This window comes from Domibacillus mangrovi (assembly GCF_001906925.1).
GTDB lineage: Bacteria > Bacillota > Bacilli > Bacillales > Domibacillaceae > Domibacillus > Domibacillus mangrovi.
In genome coordinates this window covers 12,385-32,494 of the sequence record NZ_MRWQ01000028.1, presented here as the reverse complement: position 1 = coordinate 32,494, position 20,110 = coordinate 12,385, and the positions used below count along the sequence as shown (strand labels likewise).

Annotated in this window: 21 protein-coding genes and 1 pseudogene; 8 read left to right on the top strand and 14 right to left on the bottom strand. The window is 36.9% G+C overall.

What is annotated here, in order from left to right; translation table 11 throughout:
• The first annotated feature begins 345 nt into the window (after positions 1-345).
• Together BLL40_RS16315 and BLL40_RS17020 are read left to right on the top strand one after the other, a co-directional pair.
• Positions 346-891 (top strand): hypothetical protein, encoded by a 546-nt coding sequence (locus BLL40_RS16315; RefSeq protein WP_073712909.1) that lies wholly within the window; start codon positions 346-348, stop codon positions 889-891.
• 33 nt (positions 892-924) lie between these two features.
• Positions 925-1,129: pseudogene (locus BLL40_RS17020) on the top strand (DDE-type integrase/transposase/recombinase); the annotation flags it as partial.
• Between the two features lie 269 nt (positions 1,130-1,398).
• On the opposite strand, the gene BLL40_RS16305 reads toward BLL40_RS17020, so the two are convergent.
• The 5 genes from BLL40_RS16305 to BLL40_RS16285 all read right to left on the bottom strand — a co-directional run bounded on the left by BLL40_RS16305 (position 1,399) and on the right by BLL40_RS16285 (position 4,948).
• The gene (locus BLL40_RS16305; protein WP_073712908.1) at positions 1,399-2,352 is read right to left on the bottom strand and encodes a hypothetical protein; all 954 of its coding nucleotides are present in this window, start codon (positions 2,350-2,352) and stop codon (positions 1,399-1,401) included.
• A 334-nt stretch (positions 2,353-2,686) separates the two neighbouring features.
• A complete protein-coding gene (locus tag BLL40_RS16300; RefSeq protein WP_073712907.1) occupies positions 2,687-3,004 on the bottom strand; it encodes a hypothetical protein in 318 nt (105 codons plus the stop codon).
• A 67-nt stretch (positions 3,005-3,071) separates the two neighbouring features.
• Complete coding sequence (locus BLL40_RS16295; protein ID WP_073712906.1) at positions 3,072-3,755, bottom strand: plasmid stabilization protein; 684 nt, start codon at positions 3,753-3,755, stop codon at positions 3,072-3,074.
• Between the two features lie 112 nt (positions 3,756-3,867).
• On the bottom strand, positions 3,868-4,167 hold the full coding sequence (locus tag BLL40_RS16290; protein WP_073712905.1) for a hypothetical protein: 300 nt from the start codon (positions 4,165-4,167) through the stop codon (positions 3,868-3,870).
• Entirely contained in the window at positions 4,145-4,948 is an 804-nt protein-coding gene (locus BLL40_RS16285; RefSeq protein ID WP_073712904.1) for a ParA family protein, read from the bottom strand. Before BLL40_RS16285 ends, BLL40_RS16290 begins: the two co-directional genes overlap by 23 nt.
• Before the next feature lie 382 nt (positions 4,949-5,330).
• Between BLL40_RS16285 and BLL40_RS16280 the strand changes: the two genes are divergently transcribed.
• On the top strand, positions 5,331-5,834 hold the full coding sequence (locus BLL40_RS16280; protein WP_073712903.1) for a nucleoside phosphorylase-I family protein: 504 nt from the start codon (positions 5,331-5,333) through the stop codon (positions 5,832-5,834).
• 306 nt (positions 5,835-6,140) lie between these two features.
• Here BLL40_RS16280 and BLL40_RS16275 read toward each other — a convergent pair whose 3' ends face one another.
• Positions 6,141-7,277, bottom strand: coding sequence for a replication initiation protein (locus BLL40_RS16275; protein WP_073712902.1), 1,137 nt, complete (start codon positions 7,275-7,277; stop codon positions 6,141-6,143).
• A gap of 494 nt (positions 7,278-7,771) precedes the next feature.
• Between BLL40_RS16275 and BLL40_RS16270 the strand changes: the two genes are divergently transcribed.
• On the top strand, positions 7,772-8,125 hold the full coding sequence (locus BLL40_RS16270; protein WP_073712901.1) for a hypothetical protein: 354 nt from the start codon (positions 7,772-7,774) through the stop codon (positions 8,123-8,125).
• A gap of 169 nt (positions 8,126-8,294) precedes the next feature.
• On the opposite strand, the gene BLL40_RS16265 is transcribed toward BLL40_RS16270, so the two are convergent.
• Together BLL40_RS16265 and BLL40_RS16260 are read right to left on the bottom strand one after the other, a co-directional pair.
• Positions 8,295-9,521 carry a CynX/NimT family MFS transporter gene (locus BLL40_RS16265; protein WP_073712900.1) on the bottom strand — a complete coding sequence of 409 codons (1,227 nt, stop codon included), beginning with the start codon at positions 9,519-9,521 and terminating at the stop codon, positions 8,295-8,297.
• A gap of 200 nt (positions 9,522-9,721) precedes the next feature.
• The gene (locus BLL40_RS16260; protein WP_073712899.1) at positions 9,722-10,519 is read right to left on the bottom strand and encodes a dihydrodipicolinate synthase family protein; all 798 of its coding nucleotides are present in this window, start codon (positions 10,517-10,519) and stop codon (positions 9,722-9,724) included.
• Positions 10,520-10,732: 213 nt separating this feature from the next.
• On the opposite strand from BLL40_RS16260, the gene BLL40_RS16255 reads away from it, so the two are divergent.
• Positions 10,733-11,647, top strand: a complete 915-nt coding sequence (locus BLL40_RS16255) for a LysR family transcriptional regulator (protein WP_073712898.1) — start codon at positions 10,733-10,735, stop codon at positions 11,645-11,647.
• A 409-nt stretch (positions 11,648-12,056) separates the two neighbouring features.
• On the opposite strand, the gene BLL40_RS17915 is transcribed toward BLL40_RS16255, so the two are convergent.
• Positions 12,057-12,203: a replication initiation protein gene (locus BLL40_RS17915; protein ID WP_245797983.1), complete on the bottom strand. Its 147-nt coding sequence runs from the start codon at positions 12,201-12,203 to the stop codon at positions 12,057-12,059.
• 362 nt (positions 12,204-12,565) lie between these two features.
• On the opposite strand from BLL40_RS17915, the gene BLL40_RS16245 reads away from it, so the two are divergent.
• From BLL40_RS16245 to BLL40_RS16235, 3 genes are all read left to right on the top strand, one after another.
• On the top strand, positions 12,566-13,054 hold the full coding sequence (locus tag BLL40_RS16245) for an immunoglobulin-like domain-containing protein (RefSeq protein ID WP_073712897.1): 489 nt from the start codon (positions 12,566-12,568) through the stop codon (positions 13,052-13,054).
• Between the two features lie 165 nt (positions 13,055-13,219).
• A complete protein-coding gene (locus BLL40_RS16240) occupies positions 13,220-13,435 on the top strand; it encodes a DUF6366 family protein (RefSeq protein WP_073712896.1) in 216 nt (71 codons plus the stop codon).
• A 167-nt stretch (positions 13,436-13,602) separates the two neighbouring features.
• The gene (locus BLL40_RS16235; protein ID WP_073712895.1) at positions 13,603-13,884 is read left to right on the top strand and encodes a hypothetical protein; all 282 of its coding nucleotides are present in this window, start codon (positions 13,603-13,605) and stop codon (positions 13,882-13,884) included.
• Positions 13,885-14,760: 876 nt separating this feature from the next.
• Here BLL40_RS16235 and BLL40_RS17910 read toward each other — a convergent pair.
• The 5 genes from BLL40_RS17910 to BLL40_RS16195 all read right to left on the bottom strand — a co-directional run bounded on the left by BLL40_RS17910 (position 14,761) and on the right by BLL40_RS16195 (position 20,108).
• Positions 14,761-14,895: a DUF3953 domain-containing protein gene (locus tag BLL40_RS17910; RefSeq protein ID WP_281247282.1), complete on the bottom strand. Its 135-nt coding sequence runs from the start codon at positions 14,893-14,895 to the stop codon at positions 14,761-14,763.
• 1,112 nt (positions 14,896-16,007) lie between these two features.
• A complete protein-coding gene (locus BLL40_RS16210; RefSeq protein WP_073712890.1) occupies positions 16,008-16,694 on the bottom strand; it encodes a hypothetical protein in 687 nt (228 codons plus the stop codon).
• A 422-nt stretch (positions 16,695-17,116) separates the two neighbouring features.
• On the bottom strand, positions 17,117-17,518 hold the full coding sequence (locus tag BLL40_RS16205; protein WP_095532867.1) for a DUF1259 domain-containing protein: 402 nt from the start codon (positions 17,516-17,518) through the stop codon (positions 17,117-17,119).
• A gap of 531 nt (positions 17,519-18,049) precedes the next feature.
• Positions 18,050-18,781, bottom strand: a complete 732-nt coding sequence (locus BLL40_RS16200) for an IclR family transcriptional regulator (protein ID WP_073712888.1) — start codon at positions 18,779-18,781, stop codon at positions 18,050-18,052.
• Positions 18,782-18,848: 67 nt separating this feature from the next.
• Positions 18,849-20,108, bottom strand: a complete 1,260-nt coding sequence (locus BLL40_RS16195; RefSeq protein ID WP_073712887.1) for a Zn-dependent hydrolase — start codon at positions 20,106-20,108, stop codon at positions 18,849-18,851.
• Between the last annotated feature and the right edge of the window lie 2 nt (positions 20,109-20,110).

Sequence of the window (20,110 nt, the reverse complement as noted above, 5' to 3'; positions counted from 1 at the left end):
CTAAAATTAAGATTTACAAATGAGTACACTCTTGAATGTGATTGCATCTGAGGTTGTTCATCTTTTTTTGAACGGAATGTTATCAAAAAGGGAGCAGTGATTTACTGCTTTTAATGACTGATGGGAGGTGACAGCTACTATGGAAATGATCAGAGAAGTGATGTCAGTACCAGTGTGGGAAGAAATTAAAATTAAGATTTACAAATGAGTACACTCTTGAATTAGGGGTCTGACTTTGTGCTGTCAGACCTTTTGTTTTTTCAAAAATGGATATTGGAAGGTCGTCTACTATGGGTAAAAAGGTGCATGGGCGTGTTCAATCATGATGGAAAGAGGTTGTGAAAAATGAAATTGGTGAAATGTGTAACAGAAGAGGATTATGAAAAGTTCGTTTTTTTCTTTTTGCATAACCGACATTTGTTCGATGAAGCCTTTGGGATCAACTATTCCCTATTCAATGCCATTGGAAGTCTCTATTTGATGCTTGGAGATGTGAATGTTGTGTTGATTTTAGATGAACAAGATGAGGTGATCGGACTTGCTTGCTATACATACGGTACACGCGAAAATGATTTTGAAGATCAACATATTGTGTTTGTAGATTGTGGTGTCCTAAAACCAGATTATCGCAGCAGCCTTGTTTTTTTTCGTTATTTTAAACAGCTCATCCAACAGATGAAAGAGGAGAATGACGATATAACAGAATTTCGTTTTTATGCTTATCGTCATCACACATATACCCAGCGTTTATATCGTAAGTTTGCAACGGTCATCGGGGAAACAGAAGATCAATTTGCTGTAAAAGATATTTTCTCCGTAGAGTTTTCCCGTTTAGCTCAATATCTTGATAAAATCGAAAATCGTAAAAGAAGAACAAAAACTAAAATCTAGTATGCTTTTTCTCTATTTTGTTTACGTGGATGCAAAACAAGAAATCATAAGGCTGCAAAGCGATTCTTCAAGAAAGCTTTGCGGTCTTTTCGTGTCTCTAAACCTCGTGTCGTGACAGTCGATAAGTATCCGGCTTACTCTATAGCAGTTGAAAAATGAGATGCTATTAAGTATCCAAATTAGGCGATTGAAATACTTCCATAACATAGTGAGACAAGATCATCGGTTTATTACAAGAATACCTTTCGGCCATAATAGCCGCGTTAAGTTCGGTATTATATAAGGCAACAAAGAAGGATGTATCTATTTATCCCGCATTAACGGGCAGTAAGACCCCCGCTTCAAGACTTTGAAAAGAAAAGAAGGATAAGCTGGGGATCAACTGCCCGTAAAAGCCCGATTGGTTCAACTAACATTCAGTGGGGGATGAAGAAAACCCCCACTGAATGAAGTTTCACTTTATTCTTCTCTTTTCTATCTTCGAATAAACGTTTCTTTCTTCTTTGTTCATATTCTTGTATCCATAAACTTTGCGCTTATTTGATTTAGGAAATTAATGTCATTTGATGACTTTCGATTCTTCAAAGATTCTTGGAATTGACGTTTCTCTTCCTCGAAATCACTATCTATGTCTGCCGCCATATCCTCATCTTTCGCTTGAAACCACACGGGCAGAATTTCTTCGCGCACTTGCTTGAAAGCAGGGGCTTGATCGGTTTTGATTAGGCGCTGCATCATGCGCTGAACCGTCCCATTAAAGTATCCGGTTATACTTTTAATCTCTTTGCGTTTCGTTGCTTGCATCGTCGCTTTAATGGCTTGAATGCCAAGCGTCAATGCTGCTATTTCATTGCATGAGCCGTGCTTCGTATGAGCCAGCCAGATGCCATACAGACGATTGATCAACTTCACATGACCGTCACCAATGAAGGATTGAACGGACTCTTTGAATTTTACATAAGGTGATGTTAAGCGTTGAACGATTTCGTCAGAATACGTATTAGTATTAATAGTTTTTGTATTAGAATTGATATTGACTTCAAGCTCCCCGTTTTTCTCTTTTGCTTGTCCACTTTTTTTGTGTTCAACAGTTTGGATTGGAAGTATTTGGACAAAGTTAGCTGTTTGCTGCATGCCACGGCTTCTTTTTGTCGGAAGGATGCGGACGATGCTCAATTCCGCTAGTTTTTTCAACCAGAAACCAATGGTGTCCGGCTTTTTCAATTCAAAGTCTGTGGCTATCGTCCGCTGTTTACGGAATGAAAGGCCAAGGTATTCCCGTGAAATGTCCCGTAAATAGTCGAGAAAGCGAACGAGTTTATTTTTCCACGCCGGGGACAAGTTACTTTCTAAAATGGTTTTGATGTGATGATTCACAGCTTCTCGCATAGACGCTAGATCCTTGAACGTTGCATACTCTTCTTTGTTTACCTTGTCGAATACAATGCTAATGGATTTCATTTCCTGTCTCTCCTTATAACGGAAAAAGAAAAAAGCGTACCTTTGCCCATGTAAAATCCAGGGCAAAAATACGCTTCTAAAACCGTGCACTCCTTGCAAACTTTCCTCATTTTTTATATAATAAAAAAAGAATAATACAAAGAGAGTTTCAGCAGGTGTTTTTGCCTAGGCAGGTTAGGCGGAAACGGTGTAAGGGTGTTGTCGCACCACTTGCACACGTTGGAACTCTTTTTTGTTGCTCCGATTCATTTCATTTCTCTCATTATATCTTTTGGTGGATTATTTTGCAAGAAACATCAGAATTGCTCATATCCTCGTTATTTAGAGCGTATATTTAACGTTTCACGATTATAAAGCCACTTTCTTTGTTTTCATAATCCTTGTCATTTGTTAAACGTGTATACACAAAATGTATCTCCTTATTATTTTCAGACGTTACATGGAGGTTCATCACCTCTAAATGCTTTAATAAATCCTCCATATATTCCGCAGCTTCTAATTCGTTTTTTTGTTTATACTCATCTACTTTTTTGTATAATTCTTCTTTTAATACGTTCTTATCTTCTTTTGTTGCTTCTCTTACAAAGCTAGAGCGTGTCTTTAACAATATATCAATTTCTTCTTGATTAAGATAATGACCATTAATCGGCAAATTACTTTCTCCTCCTAACTCTATTTTAAAAAAACTCCCGAGATAAATCGGGAGTTTAAACGTTTTTCTATATGTTTTTCACACTTATCTTTTCATACGCCACAGGGACAACATCCATTTTCATTTCTTCAGCTACAATATAGCGTCTATAGCCGTCTGTCAGCACCTTGGTTTCCCGGTTAATCGTGATTGGTTCATCTAAGTGGCCGGTCTTGTTTACATAGTCGATCACGAGCTGTGTCTTGTGTGGATTTGGGCGTGTCTTTAAAAATTCTTCCGGTACACGGATCTGTTCAAGAGAAATGAAGTCTTCTGTTCCTTCTGGTCCTTTCGGCTGTACTTCATTCACTTCTTCATTCACTTCTTCTTTGACTTCTTCTTTGACTTCTTCTTTCAATGGTTCAGGTTCTACTTGCACGACAGGTTTTTTCTCTTTTTCTTTCTGTTTTTCAGGAATGATGGACACTTGAAAGCAGGTCACCCCAATTTCACCTGGACAATCATCCACCGGTACATCTAACGTCGGTTCGCCTTGTATCATGAGTTTCTGTTTTCGAATGTTTTCTGCGGTTATTCCGGCTTTCTTTAATTGTTTCTGATTCATAAAGACGGTATAGGTAATCATTGAGCTTTTTGGGAGCCCCTTTGGAGGCCCTGGAGAACCACTTTCCTCCATGTCAAAGGTACAGTAAGCTCCTTTATCGCGTAATGGACTGACAGGCTTGCCTGTTAACGTAATTTTATGTGGCATTTAAACGTCCCTCTCCTTTTTTATCTAATGTTAAGTCCTCCGTATGTCATCCCTTCTTTAACAGTTAGGCGCAGGTAAAGATGTGGATGATCTGTATGGATCCATCAAAAGATCAGTTTTTCTCTTGCTTTAAATATTGCACTAAAGCTTCTTCAATCATAATATAGATGTTTTTCTCTTGCACGAGCGACTGCATTTTCAGTTCTTTGTGAAGGTCTGTTCTGATGTCGAATGAGACGCGTTTTCGTTCCACTTTTCTCTCTTCCTTTCTTGTTTGATTCGTTTCTTCCTTTGTCTGTTCATTGGAAGAAACGTTGTTTTCTTCTTTGTTCACTGTTTCAGCTAATGCCTGTGCCGGCGTGATGACGGTTTGCTGGCGTTTTAAGTTCTTAATCTCGTTGATTTTGGACACGGCTAATCAGCTCCTTATAAAAGTTGTTGTATTGATCGAGGCCTGCTTTTAGTTCGGCGTTGTCTGTGAAGCCGTATAAAGACAGTCTGCCGACAGGCGCTTTTCTTGTGATGATCGTTTTAAAGACATCATCAGGATAATCTTCCGCGATCAGTTCGTTAAACGCTTTTGCATCGCTGCGCCGCACATCGTTCATCGTCCGGAGAATCCCAATCATTTTTGTCTCCCGGCTGCCAAAGCTGTTGGCGCTTTCGATCGAGCTCATGAAGTTTGGAACAGCTGAATAGCACCAGTTTGAACATTCGAACATGACGACGACATACTCACTTGCACAAAGCGCATTGGTGGTCTGTTCGCTGAGGGAGGGTGGCGTATCAATGATAATAAAATCATAGTCATCACGAACCTGATTCAGCAATTCATCTAAAATGAGGCTTGGGTTTCCGTTAAATGGCACATGATCCCCTTGATACGTTTTCCCGGTGTAGATCCAGCGTGCGAAAGTCGCTAAAAAGTTGTTTGCTGGGAGCAGATCCCATTGTTCGCTGATGGGATGCACATGTTTTTTTACATCTGTTTGCTGCATGGCTTCGAGCACCGATTTCCCGATAAACTCATTGGAGGGCTGTTCAGATAAAAGTTCCGTTAGGTTTCCTTGTGAATCTATATCAATGGAAAGAACACGGTAGCCATCTTGATGAAGCAAATAAGAGAGGATCCCGGCTGTGGTAGACTTTCCGCAGCCACCTTTTTGGATTCCAAATGTAATCGTAATGGCCATTTATTATCCACCTATCTTTCTTCCAACGTTGTTTTCTTCTTTCTTTCCTTTATTTATTCGTTTATTACTTTATTCGTCATTTTAAGCTGAAAACCTTCTTTTTTTGTTTAGCAGCGTGTAAAATAAAGTTATCATTTACATAACGGAATATTCAGTCATTTAAGTTTGTTATCTTCAAGCTCCTCTTTCATGAGTTCAAAATTCATACTTAAAAGAGCCAAATCTTTCAAAAAGACTCACTTTATCAAAAAATACGGAAAAAATCAGTTCTTTTATTGTTGTTTTACTTCAGTCACCTAATGTTATTTTTTTGAAAAACAAGCTATTTTTTAAAAAAAGATCTGTTTTTTCATTTGTAAATTTACATAGAGGAGCGAGTGGAATGAAAAAAAATGGGCAGTATATTGAGCGTTTTATCCGTGAAGGACAGGCTTTCATACCACAGAATATGAAAGATCAAGGAGACGCTGTTCAAGTGTATTTGAAAGACGGCCAAACAGAAGTTCTTGATCTTCGTTCCGATCTCTTTCTAAAGAAAATAGTCGATTTTTTCGGTACAAGCATCGCTGTAAACCGAAGCAGGTATGGCGATTTGATAGGAAAGAAAAACTTTGTGCCGGTCGCGCTGTCTTATGGGCTTGTGCTGATCCCCTATAATACGAGGGAAGCCATAGGCAAGCAAAGCAGAGTGGGCTGGATCTTTTCAAGAGACATTATCTCGATGAAACAAAAATCGTCCAATCAAACATCTATTCAACTAACAGATCATCATCTCCCTGTGCTGCATTCCCAAAGATTTTGTTTGGATCAGCTAAAAAACGCGAAATGCATTGAACTGTATTATAGGGAAATACATGAGCCGCATCGGAAAGCCGTTACGTATTAATGAAGACCTTTTTGATTTTGAGCGCTCATTTTGGTTTTAAACCGTACATTTTGGTCCTTGAGCGTCTATTTTGGTTTTAAACCGTACATTTTGGTCCTTGAGCGTCTATTTTAGTTTTAAACCGTACATTTTTGGTCCTTGAGCGTCTATTTTAGTTTTAAACCGTACATTCCTGTTTTAAATAATACATATAAAAAATCGGCTATGTACAAACCGTTCCATTTGGATTTAAAGTTTGAACATCTGAAAAATGCGAAGTGCGGCTCATGTATTTCCTGTTAATACATGAGCCGCATCGGAAAGCAATTACGTATTAATGAGAGTTTTTACTTTACGCAATTCTTCTTCCAAACTTTTTCTTTCCTCTTCAAAAGTGGAGTCTAGTTCGGATTCTACCGGTTTATTCGGGTGTTTAAACCATTCAGGCAGATGTGCTTGTCCAGTGGAAAAATCGGCTGCCTCGAAGGTTTCACCGTTTAAGAAGCGATCATAGCCTTCGTTGATAATCGAGCGGAAATAGGCGATTTTATTTTTAATTTTGTTAGCATTATTTACATGAAGAAGCAGATCGAACAAGTTTTGTTCGATATCATTTCCCCACATAGCTGTGCTTTTGATGAAAATATCGCGGAAAGCGACCGGATCAAAGATAAAGCCCACGGTTTTTTCGTTTATCCTACCACGCAACATTTCGTCATCCGATGGCTGACGCGTTAGATCAGCCGGCTTTTTCGGCTGCAGGACGGGAAGCTTGATCTCTCGTTCGGCCTGCTGCATGATGGTAAATTCAATTTTTTCAACTTTGCGTCCCCGTTTTATTTCTTTGAAATCAATGTAAATGTCCGTTTTCTCATTGACCTCAGTAATAGCTGGCTTCAATGCTCGGCTTTTAAAGTGTCCGTAAAGTTCCAGTTTGCCTTCTGCAACACCCAGCTTCGAGCGCAATTCCCCAACAGAAATCGTCCATTTTGCGATATGCTGCCACTTTTTCATCAACTCATACAGCCGGATAGCGTAAACACTTTTCAGCGAAAGAATATTGCTTAAACGGTATGAGGTAAAAGCGCTTTTTAGCTGAAGCAAATATGGCTTTAATCTTGGATCAAAATTAAGCCGGATCATCCCTTCTCCTGCCATGTATTCTGCTGAAGAAACCCAATGAGTCATGAACCATCCTTTTCCGTCCCGGTGAGGAATTTCAATGATTTTTTCCATTAGTGTCCGAACCGTTTTTTTTATATTTGAATAGAGCCCTTCTGTTTTTAACCCGCATAACTCTTTAAACTCAGTAACCAGGATTTCATAACAGCGAAAATCTTCATCATGCGGCTGGATCATGCTCACCATCGTTAAAATAATTTTTTGTTCCGTTATGGACAACGGTTTAATATGGCGAGCTTCAATCAATGAATTGGATTGTGTTATTAAAAAATTTTCATCCATATTATCACGCTTTCTTTTTTTATGTATAGTAAACTATTCAAATTTATCATCTAAACCTTTTTAAATCAATTATTATCCATCATTATTATAAATTGTGATAGTTTACACCAAAATTGTGATGGTTCACACTCTTTTTGTGATAGTTCACACCTTTTTTGTGATAGTTAAACGCTGCATCCCTTGATATGACTGGGTTAAAACGCTCCTAAAACAGTTAAAACAACTAAAACAAGGTCTTAAAACATCAACAACAGGCCCTTTTTTGATGATGTTGAAAAATTTCTGCACATTAGTTTCATAGACACCTTTTTTGTGTTAGTTTGACCAGTTAGGCTGAAATAATGAATTTAAAAAGGAGCTGAATTTTGCGACTAGTGAGGGGATAGTTGGTGAAAAGCTATTTTCAATTCATTTGATGAAAAACTTTTATGACCCATCCGATTATGATTTTGGTAAAATATTGTGAAGTTCCTTTTTTAGGTAGGAGGAGGAGCATGAACAAAGTGATTATAAGTATTTTATGTGCCTTGTTTCTCATTGCTGGCTGTTCAAATAATCAAGATGATATGAATGCTATAAATAACGATGGTTATGACGATGTAAGGGAATCTGCTTGGGATTTCTTGAATGACAAAGGCTGGGATGATAGGATTCAAGAAAACTGGCAAAGTGCGAACGTTACGAAAACAATTGCTGATAATAGCTATGAATTACTTGATAACGATTATGAAGGAAAAGAGGTGTTACTAGTTTCTTTTGAAGATAAGGAGAATCTTGTGCTTGGTACATCTCCAATATTAATGGATCCCAATACGAATAAAGTAATTGGTTATATGCCCAGTGAATAAGAAATTATTGCTAGACTAATTTCCTAAGGAAATATAATAGAAATTATGTTGTATTAAGTTTCCAACATGAGAAAACAACTCAATATACAAAAAGTCTACAGGATGTTGTCAAATAGTTAGGGTAAATCTCCTCTTTAGAATGAAGAGCTAAAGAAGAGATTTTCCATGATTACTTAGGGATCACATACTCCTTTTTCCCCGCATTTATGCCCGTAATAAAAATAATGACTGAAGTTAGAACTAACATAAGTAAAGGAGTAGTCCAATCATGTGTAATGTCGTGTAGCCATCCGAATAAGATAGGCCCTGCTGCAGCTAAAAGATAACCTAATGATTGGGCCATACCTGATAGTTCCGCCGCCTCATTGGTATTTTGGGTACGTAAACTAAAGAACATCATAGCTAAACTAAATGCAAATCCAACTCCAGTTCCTATCATAATAATCCATAATGAAATAAGGAGTGTCCCCCCATATAAGACACCGAACAGTCCTATAATGAGCAAGACAACGGAAACCCCTACTAATAGCTTCTGCGTTTTTAAACGTCCGGCTAAAATAGAGACAATAAACATAACCGGAAGCATAGAAAGCTGCATTAAAGACAACATCCAGCCGGCCTCATGAGTGTTTACCCCTTTTTGTTCAAGAATTTCAGGTAGCCATGTGATCACTGTATAGAAGATTGAGGATTGAAAGCCCATAAATAATGTGACATTCCATGCTAGTTTAGAACGCCATAAGTTAATAGATGTAACTTTCTTTTCCATTTGTCCAAACTTAACAGCTTTATGCTTGTTTCGTAATTGTGGCAGCCATAGAAAAATGGTAAGAAGAGATAAAATCCCCCAGCATCCAAGAGCTCCGGACCATCCTAATCCAGATATTGAGGAAAGGGGGATGCTTATACCAGATCCAAGAGCTCCAAATAAATTCATAGAAACTGCATAAATTCCAGTTACCAAGCCTATATTTTGTGCAAAGTTATGCTTAATAAAACTTGGTAATAATACATTACCAATGGCAATAGATGCACCAATTAAGATTGTTCCTATAAATAATGTTTCTACTCCACCAAAAGAACGTATGGCCATTCCGATCGTTAATGAGAACAAGGAAATAAACAGGGCAAACTCCATACTAAAATGTTGAGCTAACTTAGGGGCAAGAGGGGATAAGAGCGCAAAAGTAAGTAAAGGTACTGTGGTTATTGTCCCTGCTAATATATTAGACATTTCCAAACTGTCACGAATAGAAGCTATCAGTGGGCCCACTGACGTTAATGGAGCCCTGAGATTAGCTCCAATTAAAATGATACCTATAATAAGTAATCCTATTTTAGGTTTTGAATCTAGTTTCGGTTGTTCTAGTTTATTTGTTACTTGTGAAATACCCATGATAGCTATAGAACCTCCGTATTTAATGCTAAAGCTTTTTTGAAATGGGCAATATATTCATTCATTGTTTGGATTGCTGCGTTTGTATCTTGTTCAATAATGGTATCCGTAAGCAGAAAAAATAATTTTATTATTTTTTCTGCTTACCGGTTACGTTTAAATTTTTCATTAAACTGGGGATATCCTTGAAATTTTACTTATTACTTAATAGGAGAACGGCAAGTCCCTGCGTTTATACCTAAAGAATTATAGTGGTTCTTTATGTTTACAATGGCTTGACCGTTTGTAACTTCATTAATTAAATGATTTATTTCCCAAAGATCAACTGGTTTATGCATTAATAAGTCATTGAAAACTTGTTTGATCTCCTGCGGGTACACATTTCCGACCATACTGGAAAGTCCGTTACACCCATTCATGATCTTCTCCGTAAGGTCAACATCTCCGCCGGCAAACATGATGAAATCCTCCGGGAAATTTGTATTATGGTGGCGTTTAGCATCACTTTCTTCTTTAATTCCTGCAAGATTAGGGTGCTTTTGACTAATAAGAGTATTCAGTGATTCAGCACTTAGTTCAAATCCTGTTCGGAAAGGATTATTATAAAGTACAACGTTTTTCGTTGTATGCTGCAGCAACTCATTAATATAGGAAATGGCTTGCTGCTGTGTCGGTTGGATGTAAGGTGGAAACTGAATTAGAATAGAATCAAAAACAGACTCCTCAAGTTTTTTAATAAGTGTTATCGCATCTTTTGTTCTTGTAGCTGAAACACCAAACATAAGCTCAACATTTTCAAATTTTTGCTGGTTAAAATAATCAATAATTTGGATGCGCTCTTCAATACTCATTGAATTCTGCTCACCTGTAGTAGCAGACACAAGCAGGGAATCTATCCCGTTGTCTGTTAAATAATGAACGATTGGATTAAAGCCTTCTAAATATAAACTCTCGTCATCATGAAATGGTGTTGGAATAGCAACATTAAAATTTTTCATCCGTTTATCCTCCAGTGTTTATATATCACAGATTTTCTTGCTTTAAAATTAAAGATTTTAAATCATTAGTCTTCTGTGTAACTAACAGTCTAAGAGAATTAACTCTATAGTTCAATTCTATTATTTATATAATAATAATAGGTTTAACCTATGATATAATGTAAAATACCTTAGATTGTTTTATTATTACCGTTCAAATTAGGAGACTTTAAAATGGAATTAAGACAACTTGAATATTTTTATGCAGTGTGCTTAGAACTTCATTTTACAAGAGCAGCAGAAAAGGTTGGCATCTCCCAACCTTCTTTAAGCCAACAAATTCGTCTATTAGAACATGAAATTGGCACACCGTTATTTGATCGTATCGGTAAAAAGACGGCTCTTACAGAGGCAGGGAAATTACTCTTAAAGTATACACGCAACATTTTTCATGAACTGGATCAGGCAAAAACCTCAATAGATGAATTAACTGGACTTCAAAGAGGCACGATTTGTATCGGTACATTGTTAACCGCTGAATATTATCTTATTCCGCCTGCATTACTTAGTTTTCATCGTCTATATCCTTCTGTTAAGGTATCGGTGTTGGGATTACGTACTGGGGATATTCAAAAACAACTGTTAGAAAATAAGTTAGATCTAGGAATTGTCTTTTTACCTATGAAAGGTGATGAATTAGAGACCATCTCTTTATATACAGAAGAAATGGCTTTTGCAGTGCCCATTGGTCACCCATTAGAAAATCAGGATATGTTAGACATAGAAGTATTGCAGACAACCCCCTCCATCTTACTTCCTGAACAATATTTTATAAGACAGCTTATAAATAACGCTTGTAAAGACTTGGGCTTTATTCCAGAGCCGGTCTTTGAAATTACAACTATGCAATCTTTAATTAATATGGTTATCGAGGGAGTAGGGGTCACTATACTACCGAAACCTTACTTGGAGTATCTTAACCACCCATATATAAAAATTATTCCAATTTTAAATGATGGTTTTGCCCGGGATGTAGGAATTATCTATAGAAAAGATAAATATTTGAGTGCTGCGACCCGTATTTTTATTAACGCTCTGAGAGATGCTTCACTTAATTTAAGTCAGAGTCCTACTGAAGGTACTGTTTAAAACGTGAAATGATGTTTTTTTATCTTTTTCCGGCAGAACACTCCTTCTTCAAGGAACGTGAAGGGTGTAGCCCAGTGAGTAGGTGGGAGAGGAATGTCGGTTGGCGTAAGCCAAAATACTCCATAATTGAAACAAATGCGCTATACTATCACCATAATGTTCTTTGACAACTGGATATATGAGGTTGTATGCGGAAATGAGAGCGAAAACCAAGCCCCTCGCATACGTAAAATATCCAAGGTATCGAAAACATTTCGTTATCATTAGGGTCGGAATGCCCCGAATTTACGCTCGTGGAGAACGTATGAGACTTATCTGATAAGCAATGTTCGTGGAAACGAGAAGCCCCCATTTCAAGCGGTAGCTAAGTGGCGGGTAGTTCACATGAGAATAGTATCCTGTGCCTTTCTTATCGCTGATCACCTCTATAAAATCCTCGGTAAGAAACAAGCATTTGATCGGTCGGCTGAATTTTCGATGCCATGACCAGCAAAATCCTCTGTTCCTGTAGGTTTAGTCTGTAGGTAGCTCCAATTAAATCGTTTGATTTGGTCACCCAATTTTTTATATTAATCTATTCAATATCAACTGTGACATTATCCATTCCTCTAAACCACCCTTTTCTGCAAAAGTAACTATCACTATTACAGCATGAGGTGATAGAAAGTAGCGGATTAAAAAACATACGCAAAATAAGTGATAGTTACCTTGCAAAAACCCTAGTTTAATAGGCTTTTCCAGTGTCCTAAACAGTAAAACAGTTTTAAACAATAAAACAGCTAGTTGTTGTTTATTATATATATTCGCAAAATTGGTGATGGTTTAGATTGACAAACACAACATAATATCTGAATATATCGCTTCCATATATAGTAATTATTTTCAATAGTGTTACACTTGTATAGAGGAGGGATTTTGGTGAAAAAATACATACTTCTTCTCTGTGTAACGCTGTCTTTGATGGCATCCTGCCAATCAAATGAAGAGCAGCTCAAGGAGGAAGCATCCATTCAGAATCTGGTCAGCTCAAAATATGGAATTACATTGGAAACTGAAGAAGAAAAATATGAAACATCTAATAGTGAAATAATCGTCAATATCCAAAATGAAAGTGATATTCCACTTACATTCGGTGAGGAATTCGCAATCGAAAAAAATATAGATGGTACTTGGTATGTCGTTCCTTTTAAAGAAGGAATGGACCTGTTTGATGCTGTCGGTAAAAGCCTCGAACCAAAAAGCTCTACAACTCAAACACTTTCGTTAGATCGGCTGGAAAACAGTCTTATTCCAGGTGAGTATCGTTTGGTGAAAAACTTTTACGATCCATCCGATTATTTTTTTGATAAAAAAGAGAAGAAACTAGGCGGGGGGACTCTTGCTGCTCCATTTGAAGTTACAAATTAACAGAAAAAATAATGCAACGTAATAGCAATTTTGTTATTGTATTCAAAAACCTTCGACACTTTAAAAAATTGAGGGTTTTTTGACTAACTTAGATAGCTATTAAGACAAGAATTAATGATTAAATAACAAATTATGTTAGAGTTATAGAAAATAGGGGGTGCTAAAATGAGCGAAGACAAAGAAACTCCTGAAAGAACAAGAGAAAGACTAAGACAAGCAGAATTAAAAAGAAATCCAACAGGAAATATGAATGATACATTTAATAAGGCTGGAACTGGAAACCTTGCTGATTTAGCAGGTAGTTTAGGTTGGAAAGGTATCTGCATTTTAATTCTAATAATTTTAATGGGTTTTATTTTATCATCCATATTCTTTAAGTAAGAAACTTTCTTAGTTGTTCCAGTTATTTCAAGGCACCTTTTATTTTTAAATGCAACATAAAGTGAACTATGTTGTATTTGAGATATAAAGCCTCAAGAATTCATTGATTCTTCAGGTTTTATTTTGGAGAAATCTTAAAAGAAATTCTACTAGTGGGAGGAACGTAAGTGTCAAAGGATCATATTAAAACATTTTGTATTATTTCAATTTTATTAATAATAGCGGGATTTGTTCTAATGTTTTCAAGTGTTTCCTATGGCACCTCATTGGGCAGTTCATGGCTTATGAAACAGAGTGAAGGAATCGCTGATACGAGCCAATACAACATGATCGTTAAAACATATATAAATAACTTTGTGATCATTGGCAGCATCTCGTTAATTACTGGTTTGCTACTGGCTATGCTTACTTATTTTGCACCTTTGTTCTTGAGAAAAAACAAGGGGTGATAAATATAGAAAAAACAGGGAAAATAGTTGTTATAGGATTGGCTTTAATTATATTTTATTTAGCTTTGTCATTTCTCGGTATTAATCCAACTGCAATTTTCATGGCTATCGAATGGATAACAAAGTTTATTTTGCCATGGATATTCTCCTATTGGTTTATGAGGCTGGTCAAAATTTTAGAGAAAAAGAATTAAAGTAAATTATTAGTTCACTAATTGGGTACGACTCTATAATTTTAAAGCAACAAAAATCTAATTATGTTGCATTAGATAACCATAGAAAAAACAAGCACCAGCCCTTGAAATGAAAGGGCTGGTGCTTGTTTTTGTTTGTGGATAGGAGATTGAATACAACATATTGAACAGGAATGAGCGTGTTTTTATGGCAATTAACTAGGGACAAAACAGTGTCGAACCGATTCCCGATCCGGAACAGCAACAGGTATAGATTTAGCCTAATATTTAGGAATTGCAAAGCAAGCTGTGAGTAAATCCTAGTCCTAGTTTTAAAAAAAGCGAATGATCATATCACCAATAAGCCAAAGCAAAAGCAAGCTAATTCCCAATAAACTGTTCAATAAAGCAAAGATCCATTGCTGATTCATTAAACTAAATAGAGTTCCAATACTGCTGAATAATATTAGTAAATGAAAAACCTCATTTGATATGGTTAAATGATAAATTAAAAGTAGTGATCCTATCACAAGGCAACAGATGTTTAGCATTGTGAGAATTTTTTTCATCAAAAATCATCGACTCCTAACCATTGAAAGCAGGGGTTGTGAAAGAAAAATAAGTAATAATCCCACTATCCACTCCTTTTTATTGAGAAAGATGACCTCTCCTATTTCTCGATCATTTGTTTATAGGATAGCGCCTATAGGAAACCTTGTATGGAAACGTAAAAAGCAAATAAAGAAACCATTATGCTCACATACCCCCAAAACCCTTTTCGATCTTTTTGAAGTTCGTCTACTCCTGTCATTAACAGAGAGGCCCCTACCAACAACATTAAATAGGGCATCAACTCAACGTTTTGAGTCAGGAGGCTATAACTAGATAAAGAAATAATAAGGATTGCGAAGATCCATCTGCTTAATGTAAACAACATATCCCCCCTAACCAGTACGTTCTGTACACATTCTTGTTTGACCCTATTAGGTTAACACGTTTTATTTGAAGAAAAATAGAAAGTTCTTCCGTTTGACAACGTACTTTTCCCCTTTCTCCAATAAAAATCAATCCGAGCAGCTCGAAATGGAATAGGCGACTTTTTGTAAAATATGAAAAACCAAGAAAAAAAGAGAAAAATCATGAAAAACGATGAAAAACAGAGATGATTTCGTTTACATTACCTATGTTTACGTTTACATGGGTAATGTTTCCGTTTTCATTGACTTTGTAAAAACGGCCGAAAGCGACGATAATGAAGACAGACCAATAAGGAAGGGGATCACTTACATGAGTAACATTGTCACAAGCATTACAAATGCGATGAAATTGTACGGAAAAGAACTAACAAAAGCGTGGGAAAATGGATCGATTATGGACAAGAAGAAAAAGTAAAGACTGCACGTTAAGAAAAGCATCAGAACCAAACAAATCAACCAATCGAAAGGAGATGATCCAAATGACTAAAGTGATGACAACGATCAAAGAAGCGATGAAAGTATACGGGAAAGAAATGACGAAAGCATGGGAAAACGGCATAATGATTGATAAGAAATAAACAGAGCTTTAAAGCAACATCTCTTTACAAAAATGAAGACAAAGGCAGGACGAATAGACATGATAGCAACAAACCAAATCGATCATAGTGACCCACCCACCGATTCTCAATCATAAAAAAGAGAATCGGTTTATTTATGTCAACGAGCTCCGTTTATGAGAGTGTCCAAGATCAAAAGGTTGTCAAAATGGTCATGACAAGCGTTTTTCCTTCGAAATACACCTCATTGTTTTTATCAATCCCTTTAATTCCATTCACAAACATTCCGTATGGTTGTCTGTACCCAATGCCCATCATGCTAAGTTCAAATCATACCCCTAAATGAAAAAATACTGCCCTTTTTCTAAACAATGATGAGAAAGGATAGCGTTTTTGGCATAAAAGAGTTCAAGCCGTTAGTTAAACAATACAGCTCCACCTAAGATATGAATGGATTGATCTTCATCTTCATTTATAAACTGTATCGTGTAAGAGTCATCTGGAACATATTCCTCTAATGGTATATTAATGCCACCAATAAAGTTGCCCATCTCCATTTTCATTGTTTGTTGTCCTTTTGAATCAGATAGAAGGATAGACAGTTGTTCGAATGGTTCATTCGGTTCTAAAATTAGGCGTTTAGGCTGCTTAAATATTCGATTTTGTCCAATTTCGATATTATTTTTGAAGGACGAACTGCGGAATATAAATAAATCGTGTTCTCCCGAATTCGACAACTGGGTCATTGCAGCTTTTATATCTTGAGATGCATTTAGTAATTTACCGTTTTCATCGTAGAAATAGGCATACGGTCGTTCTGTATCCATCTCTTTCGGTTCCTTGTAAACATCTTTATCAAACGTTAATTCTTTCATTTGTTCTTCGTTATAGGTACCGATTAAATGATTATTTTGATCATAGATCGTTAAGTAAGGTCTTCCTTCATTCAGGATGGATTTATGAGATGAATCAATCAAGTCTCCATTTTTATCGTAAAAATTTCCAAAGGGGTCTGTGTGACGTTCGTCCTGATGATTCGATGCGCTATAAGTAAGTGCAACGAGTGCCACAAGAGAAAAACTAAGAAAATACCGCTTTTTCATAAAAAAGCCTCCCTTCCTTTTCTTTTGAATCGTATGGTAATCTTATTCCATATCTTACAGTTTACCATTTCTCATCGCTTTTGAATGTTAAAAGACTAAATTACCTCATAATAAGAATGTAAGGACTAACAGTAAATATAATGTAAAGCTAACTTGACTTTTGTGGGGAAAAATTGTAAAACAAGGTAAACTTTACTAAATGGATGGGTGAAAGAATGAAAAATAATATAAAAGCTTTGCGTACGAAATATGGTTTTACGCAAGATGAATGAGCAGATAAATAATGATCTAAGGCCTGCTTGAGGGTATGATTATACGTGGATAAGTTGAATAGAATGTTCGATAAATTATGTTTGAAAACAAACTTTATCTTTTAACTAGTTTTAAAAAAATGCAAATCTTTCTTCACTTTCAAATACCGATTATTTGAGTACTTTATATGCTTCTGCTACTTTTTTTGCAAAGGAAAGTGGTTCTTCAACAGAGGCATAATGAGCATAAACTAGATGAGGTGTATCAAATAGCCAATGATTATGTAAAGCAGATAACACTATTCCGCTTCTCTGTAAGTGCCAAATGAATGGATAAGCTTCCTCTTGGAGGAGAGCAGTTTCGCCTAAGTTTAAAGCTTTCCCTTGGTGATCAATGGATTCAAATGACCACATAGAATGGAGAGCTAAACCTGAATGACTCGGTTTCCCCATGATGTTTACTTTAATATGTGAACGACTTTTTTTGACCATACATACATCGTGTTCTACATTCGGTTGACCACCCAGTATTCGAGCAAATTGTTGACAAAGCACATCAATATTATCCATCATAATTCCTCCATATAAAATTTGTAACAGAATATGCCTAATAAACATATTCTGTTACAATCTCTCTATCAAGAATGGTCTGATGTTTTTAGTATCACGCCTCATCCTTTCATTGCAATCGGAATAGTATACGAAAAAATGAAACATTAGCATTAGCCTGCGATCACAAAATTTTTGACGCTCCCTATGAATAATTCAATGCACTTCCTATATTGATCGAATGGTTAAAAACCAAGCAGCTCAATAAAATTGAGCTGCTTGGTTTTTATTTTGATAACTATTTTGGTTCTGGTGCGAGTAATGGGAGAAGATATAAAGAGGCGATACGTTTCCTAGTGGAATTGCTGCTTAAGACCAGATTCCACTCAGAAACTTTTAGCCTTTTTATATTTCTTCAAATATTTGCATGAGAACTATGATTTGCAACTGTCTTGAAGTTTTTGCATCAGAACCGAATCTGGAATAACTTTGTCAAAAAGGGCATTACACTTCAAAGCGGAATGCCCTTTCTAATTTTCCGATGTTGCCTGACACCTATAAAAATTCCTGTATTTTATCCCGTGTGACTTCTAATTCTCGTAAGATTTCTTCCTCATTTTTTTCTAATAGCCGCGCCATGGGCCCAACGATGCTTAATGACGCGATTATTTTATTGTTGTAATTGTAAATCGGCACACCATAGCTGATGACACCTTGGTCAATTTCCCCACTTGAAAAGGCATAGCCTCTTTTCTTTATCTCTAGTAAATCCTGCTTTAGCTCATTGATGTCTAATATGGTTTTGTCTGTATGCTTTTTAACCATGCCTTTTTCAAAAAGTTCATTGACGATTGTTTCATTCAGAAAGGCCAATAAGGATTTAGAGGACGCGCCTCCATATAAAGGGAAAATCTGACCAACCTCTGCCGAGACCTTAATGCTTTCACTTGAGTTTACTGCGGCTAGGCAAATTGCGTGCAAATCGGAGTAAACCATCAACAAGGAGGTTTCCCCTATATTTTTCGTTAACTGTTGCATATATGGATAAGAAACTACGGTAATATTGGTATCCATGCTTACAATCTTTGAAAACTTTAAGAACTTATAGCCAAGTTTATAACTGCCCTCATGGTCATCCATTAAATAGCCTTTTTCTTTCAGCATTCTGACATGGCGATAGACCGAACTTTGCGGCTGATTTAACTTACTAGCCATTTCTGCAACAGTTAGTTTCCTTGTTTCCATATCATATAAGTCCAGAATTTCTAGAGTTTTCATTGTACTCATTTTTTTATTCTCTCCCAAATAATGTCCCTAAAGGACCCGCCTGTTGTATTAAGGAAATGTATTTATTTTACTGTTTTATTTTGATAAGGTTTTTATCAAAATGCACCAAGGCATTTCCTAACGCTTGTACACCTTTAGCCACTTGTTCATAATCTGTCCATTCTTCCGGACAATGGCTTTTCCCATCTTTACTCGGAACAAAGATCATTCCTATTGGTGCAATTCTTGCAAGTTGATTGGCATCATGTCCGGCACCACTTGGTAACTTCAACGTACTGCCAACTACCTTGGCACTTGCTTCAATTCCTTGGCAGACTTCCTCGCTGACGATAATCGGATCTGATTCAGATAATTTATCAACCGAAATCGACAAGTTACGCTTAGCTACTACCTTCTCAACCTCTGCACTGATTTGCTCGACCATTTGCTCGATCACCTTTGTGCTAAGAGAGCGCAATTCCACATCGAAAACCACCTTGCCAGGAACAACGTTCGAGCCATTTGGTTCATTAAATAGTCTTCCAACCGTTCCGACGACTTGCTCTTCGTACGGCTGATTTGCAATCTTCTCAACTGCTAAGACAAGTTCGGACGCACCTGTTAAGGCATCAAAGCGCATATTCATCGGTGTTGTTCCTGCGTGGTTTGGCTGGCCATTGACAACAATTTGATAGCGCTGGATCCCAACGATTCCCGTTACAACCCCGATGTCATGATTCGTTTGCTCTAAAACAGGCCCCTGCTCAATATGCAATTCTAAATATAAAGCAACATCACCTTGTTTTAAAGCTTTATGTGAAATATCTTCAGGACGGCCACCAGCCATCTGAATTCCTTCATATAACTTGAGACCGTTCGGATCTTCTCTTTGCAACATCTCATCTGATAAGTTATCGACCATTCCGCGGCTACCAATTGTGGAAATGCCAAACTCACTCGGCTCTTCTGCGGTAAAATCAACAACCCATAACGGATGTTCTAGTTCTATCTTCTTTTCTTTTAGTTGTCTCGCAATCTCGATTCCAGCTAAAACGCCGATAATGCCATCAAATCTTCCGCCGCCTGTCACTGTATCCGTATGAGAGCCAATCATGATGGGACGCAAGTCCTTGTTCTTTCCTTCCAGTTTCCCAATCAGATTGGAAGCCGCATCAATCTGAACATCTAGACCACACTTCTTCATTTCGTCAGCAAGCCACTCTCTGCTTTGTTCATACCATTTTGTAAAAGGCCTTCTCGTATAACCTTCAACCTCTTCATTAATCATTTCCGCCAAGGTAAGAATGTCCTGTTTTAATCGTTCATCATTTTGATCAAAATAATTCATTC

Excerpts from the sequence above, each read along its gene's own strand:
- BLL40_RS16315 (WP_073712909.1), top strand. The coding sequence starts at position 346 with ATGAAATTGGTGAAATGTGTAACAGAAGAGGATTATGAAAAGTTCGTT.
- BLL40_RS16305 (WP_073712908.1), bottom strand. The coding sequence starts at position 2,352 with ATGAAATCCATTAGCATTGTATTCGACAAGGTAAACAAAGAAGAGTAT.
- BLL40_RS16295 (WP_073712906.1), bottom strand. The coding sequence starts at position 3,755 with ATGCCACATAAAATTACGTTAACAGGCAAGCCTGTCAGTCCATTACGC.
- BLL40_RS16285 (WP_073712904.1), bottom strand. The coding sequence starts at position 4,948 with ATGGCCATTACGATTACATTTGGAATCCAAAAAGGTGGCTGCGGAAAG.
- BLL40_RS16280 (WP_073712903.1), top strand. The coding sequence starts at position 5,331 with ATGAAAAAAAATGGGCAGTATATTGAGCGTTTTATCCGTGAAGGACAG.
- BLL40_RS16275 (WP_073712902.1), bottom strand. The coding sequence starts at position 7,277 with ATGGATGAAAATTTTTTAATAACACAATCCAATTCATTGATTGAAGCT.
- BLL40_RS16270 (WP_073712901.1), top strand. The coding sequence starts at position 7,772 with ATGAACAAAGTGATTATAAGTATTTTATGTGCCTTGTTTCTCATTGCT.
- BLL40_RS16265 (WP_073712900.1), bottom strand. The coding sequence starts at position 9,521 with ATGGGTATTTCACAAGTAACAAATAAACTAGAACAACCGAAACTAGAT.
- BLL40_RS16260 (WP_073712899.1), bottom strand. The coding sequence starts at position 10,519 with ATGAAAAATTTTAATGTTGCTATTCCAACACCATTTCATGATGACGAG.
- BLL40_RS16255 (WP_073712898.1), top strand. The coding sequence starts at position 10,733 with ATGGAATTAAGACAACTTGAATATTTTTATGCAGTGTGCTTAGAACTT.
- BLL40_RS16240 (WP_073712896.1), top strand. The coding sequence starts at position 13,220 with ATGAGCGAAGACAAAGAAACTCCTGAAAGAACAAGAGAAAGACTAAGA.
- BLL40_RS17910 (WP_281247282.1), bottom strand. The coding sequence starts at position 14,895 with ATGTTGTTGGTAGGGGCCTCTCTGTTAATGACAGGAGTAGACGAACTT.
- BLL40_RS16210 (WP_073712890.1), bottom strand. The coding sequence starts at position 16,694 with ATGAAAAAGCGGTATTTTCTTAGTTTTTCTCTTGTGGCACTCGTTGCA.
- BLL40_RS16205 (WP_095532867.1), bottom strand. The coding sequence starts at position 17,518 with ATGATGGATAATATTGATGTGCTTTGTCAACAATTTGCTCGAATACTG.
- BLL40_RS16200 (WP_073712888.1), bottom strand. The coding sequence starts at position 18,781 with ATGAGTACAATGAAAACTCTAGAAATTCTGGACTTATATGATATGGAA.
- BLL40_RS16195 (WP_073712887.1), bottom strand. The coding sequence starts at position 20,108 with ATGAATTATTTTGATCAAAATGATGAACGATTAAAACAGGACATTCTT.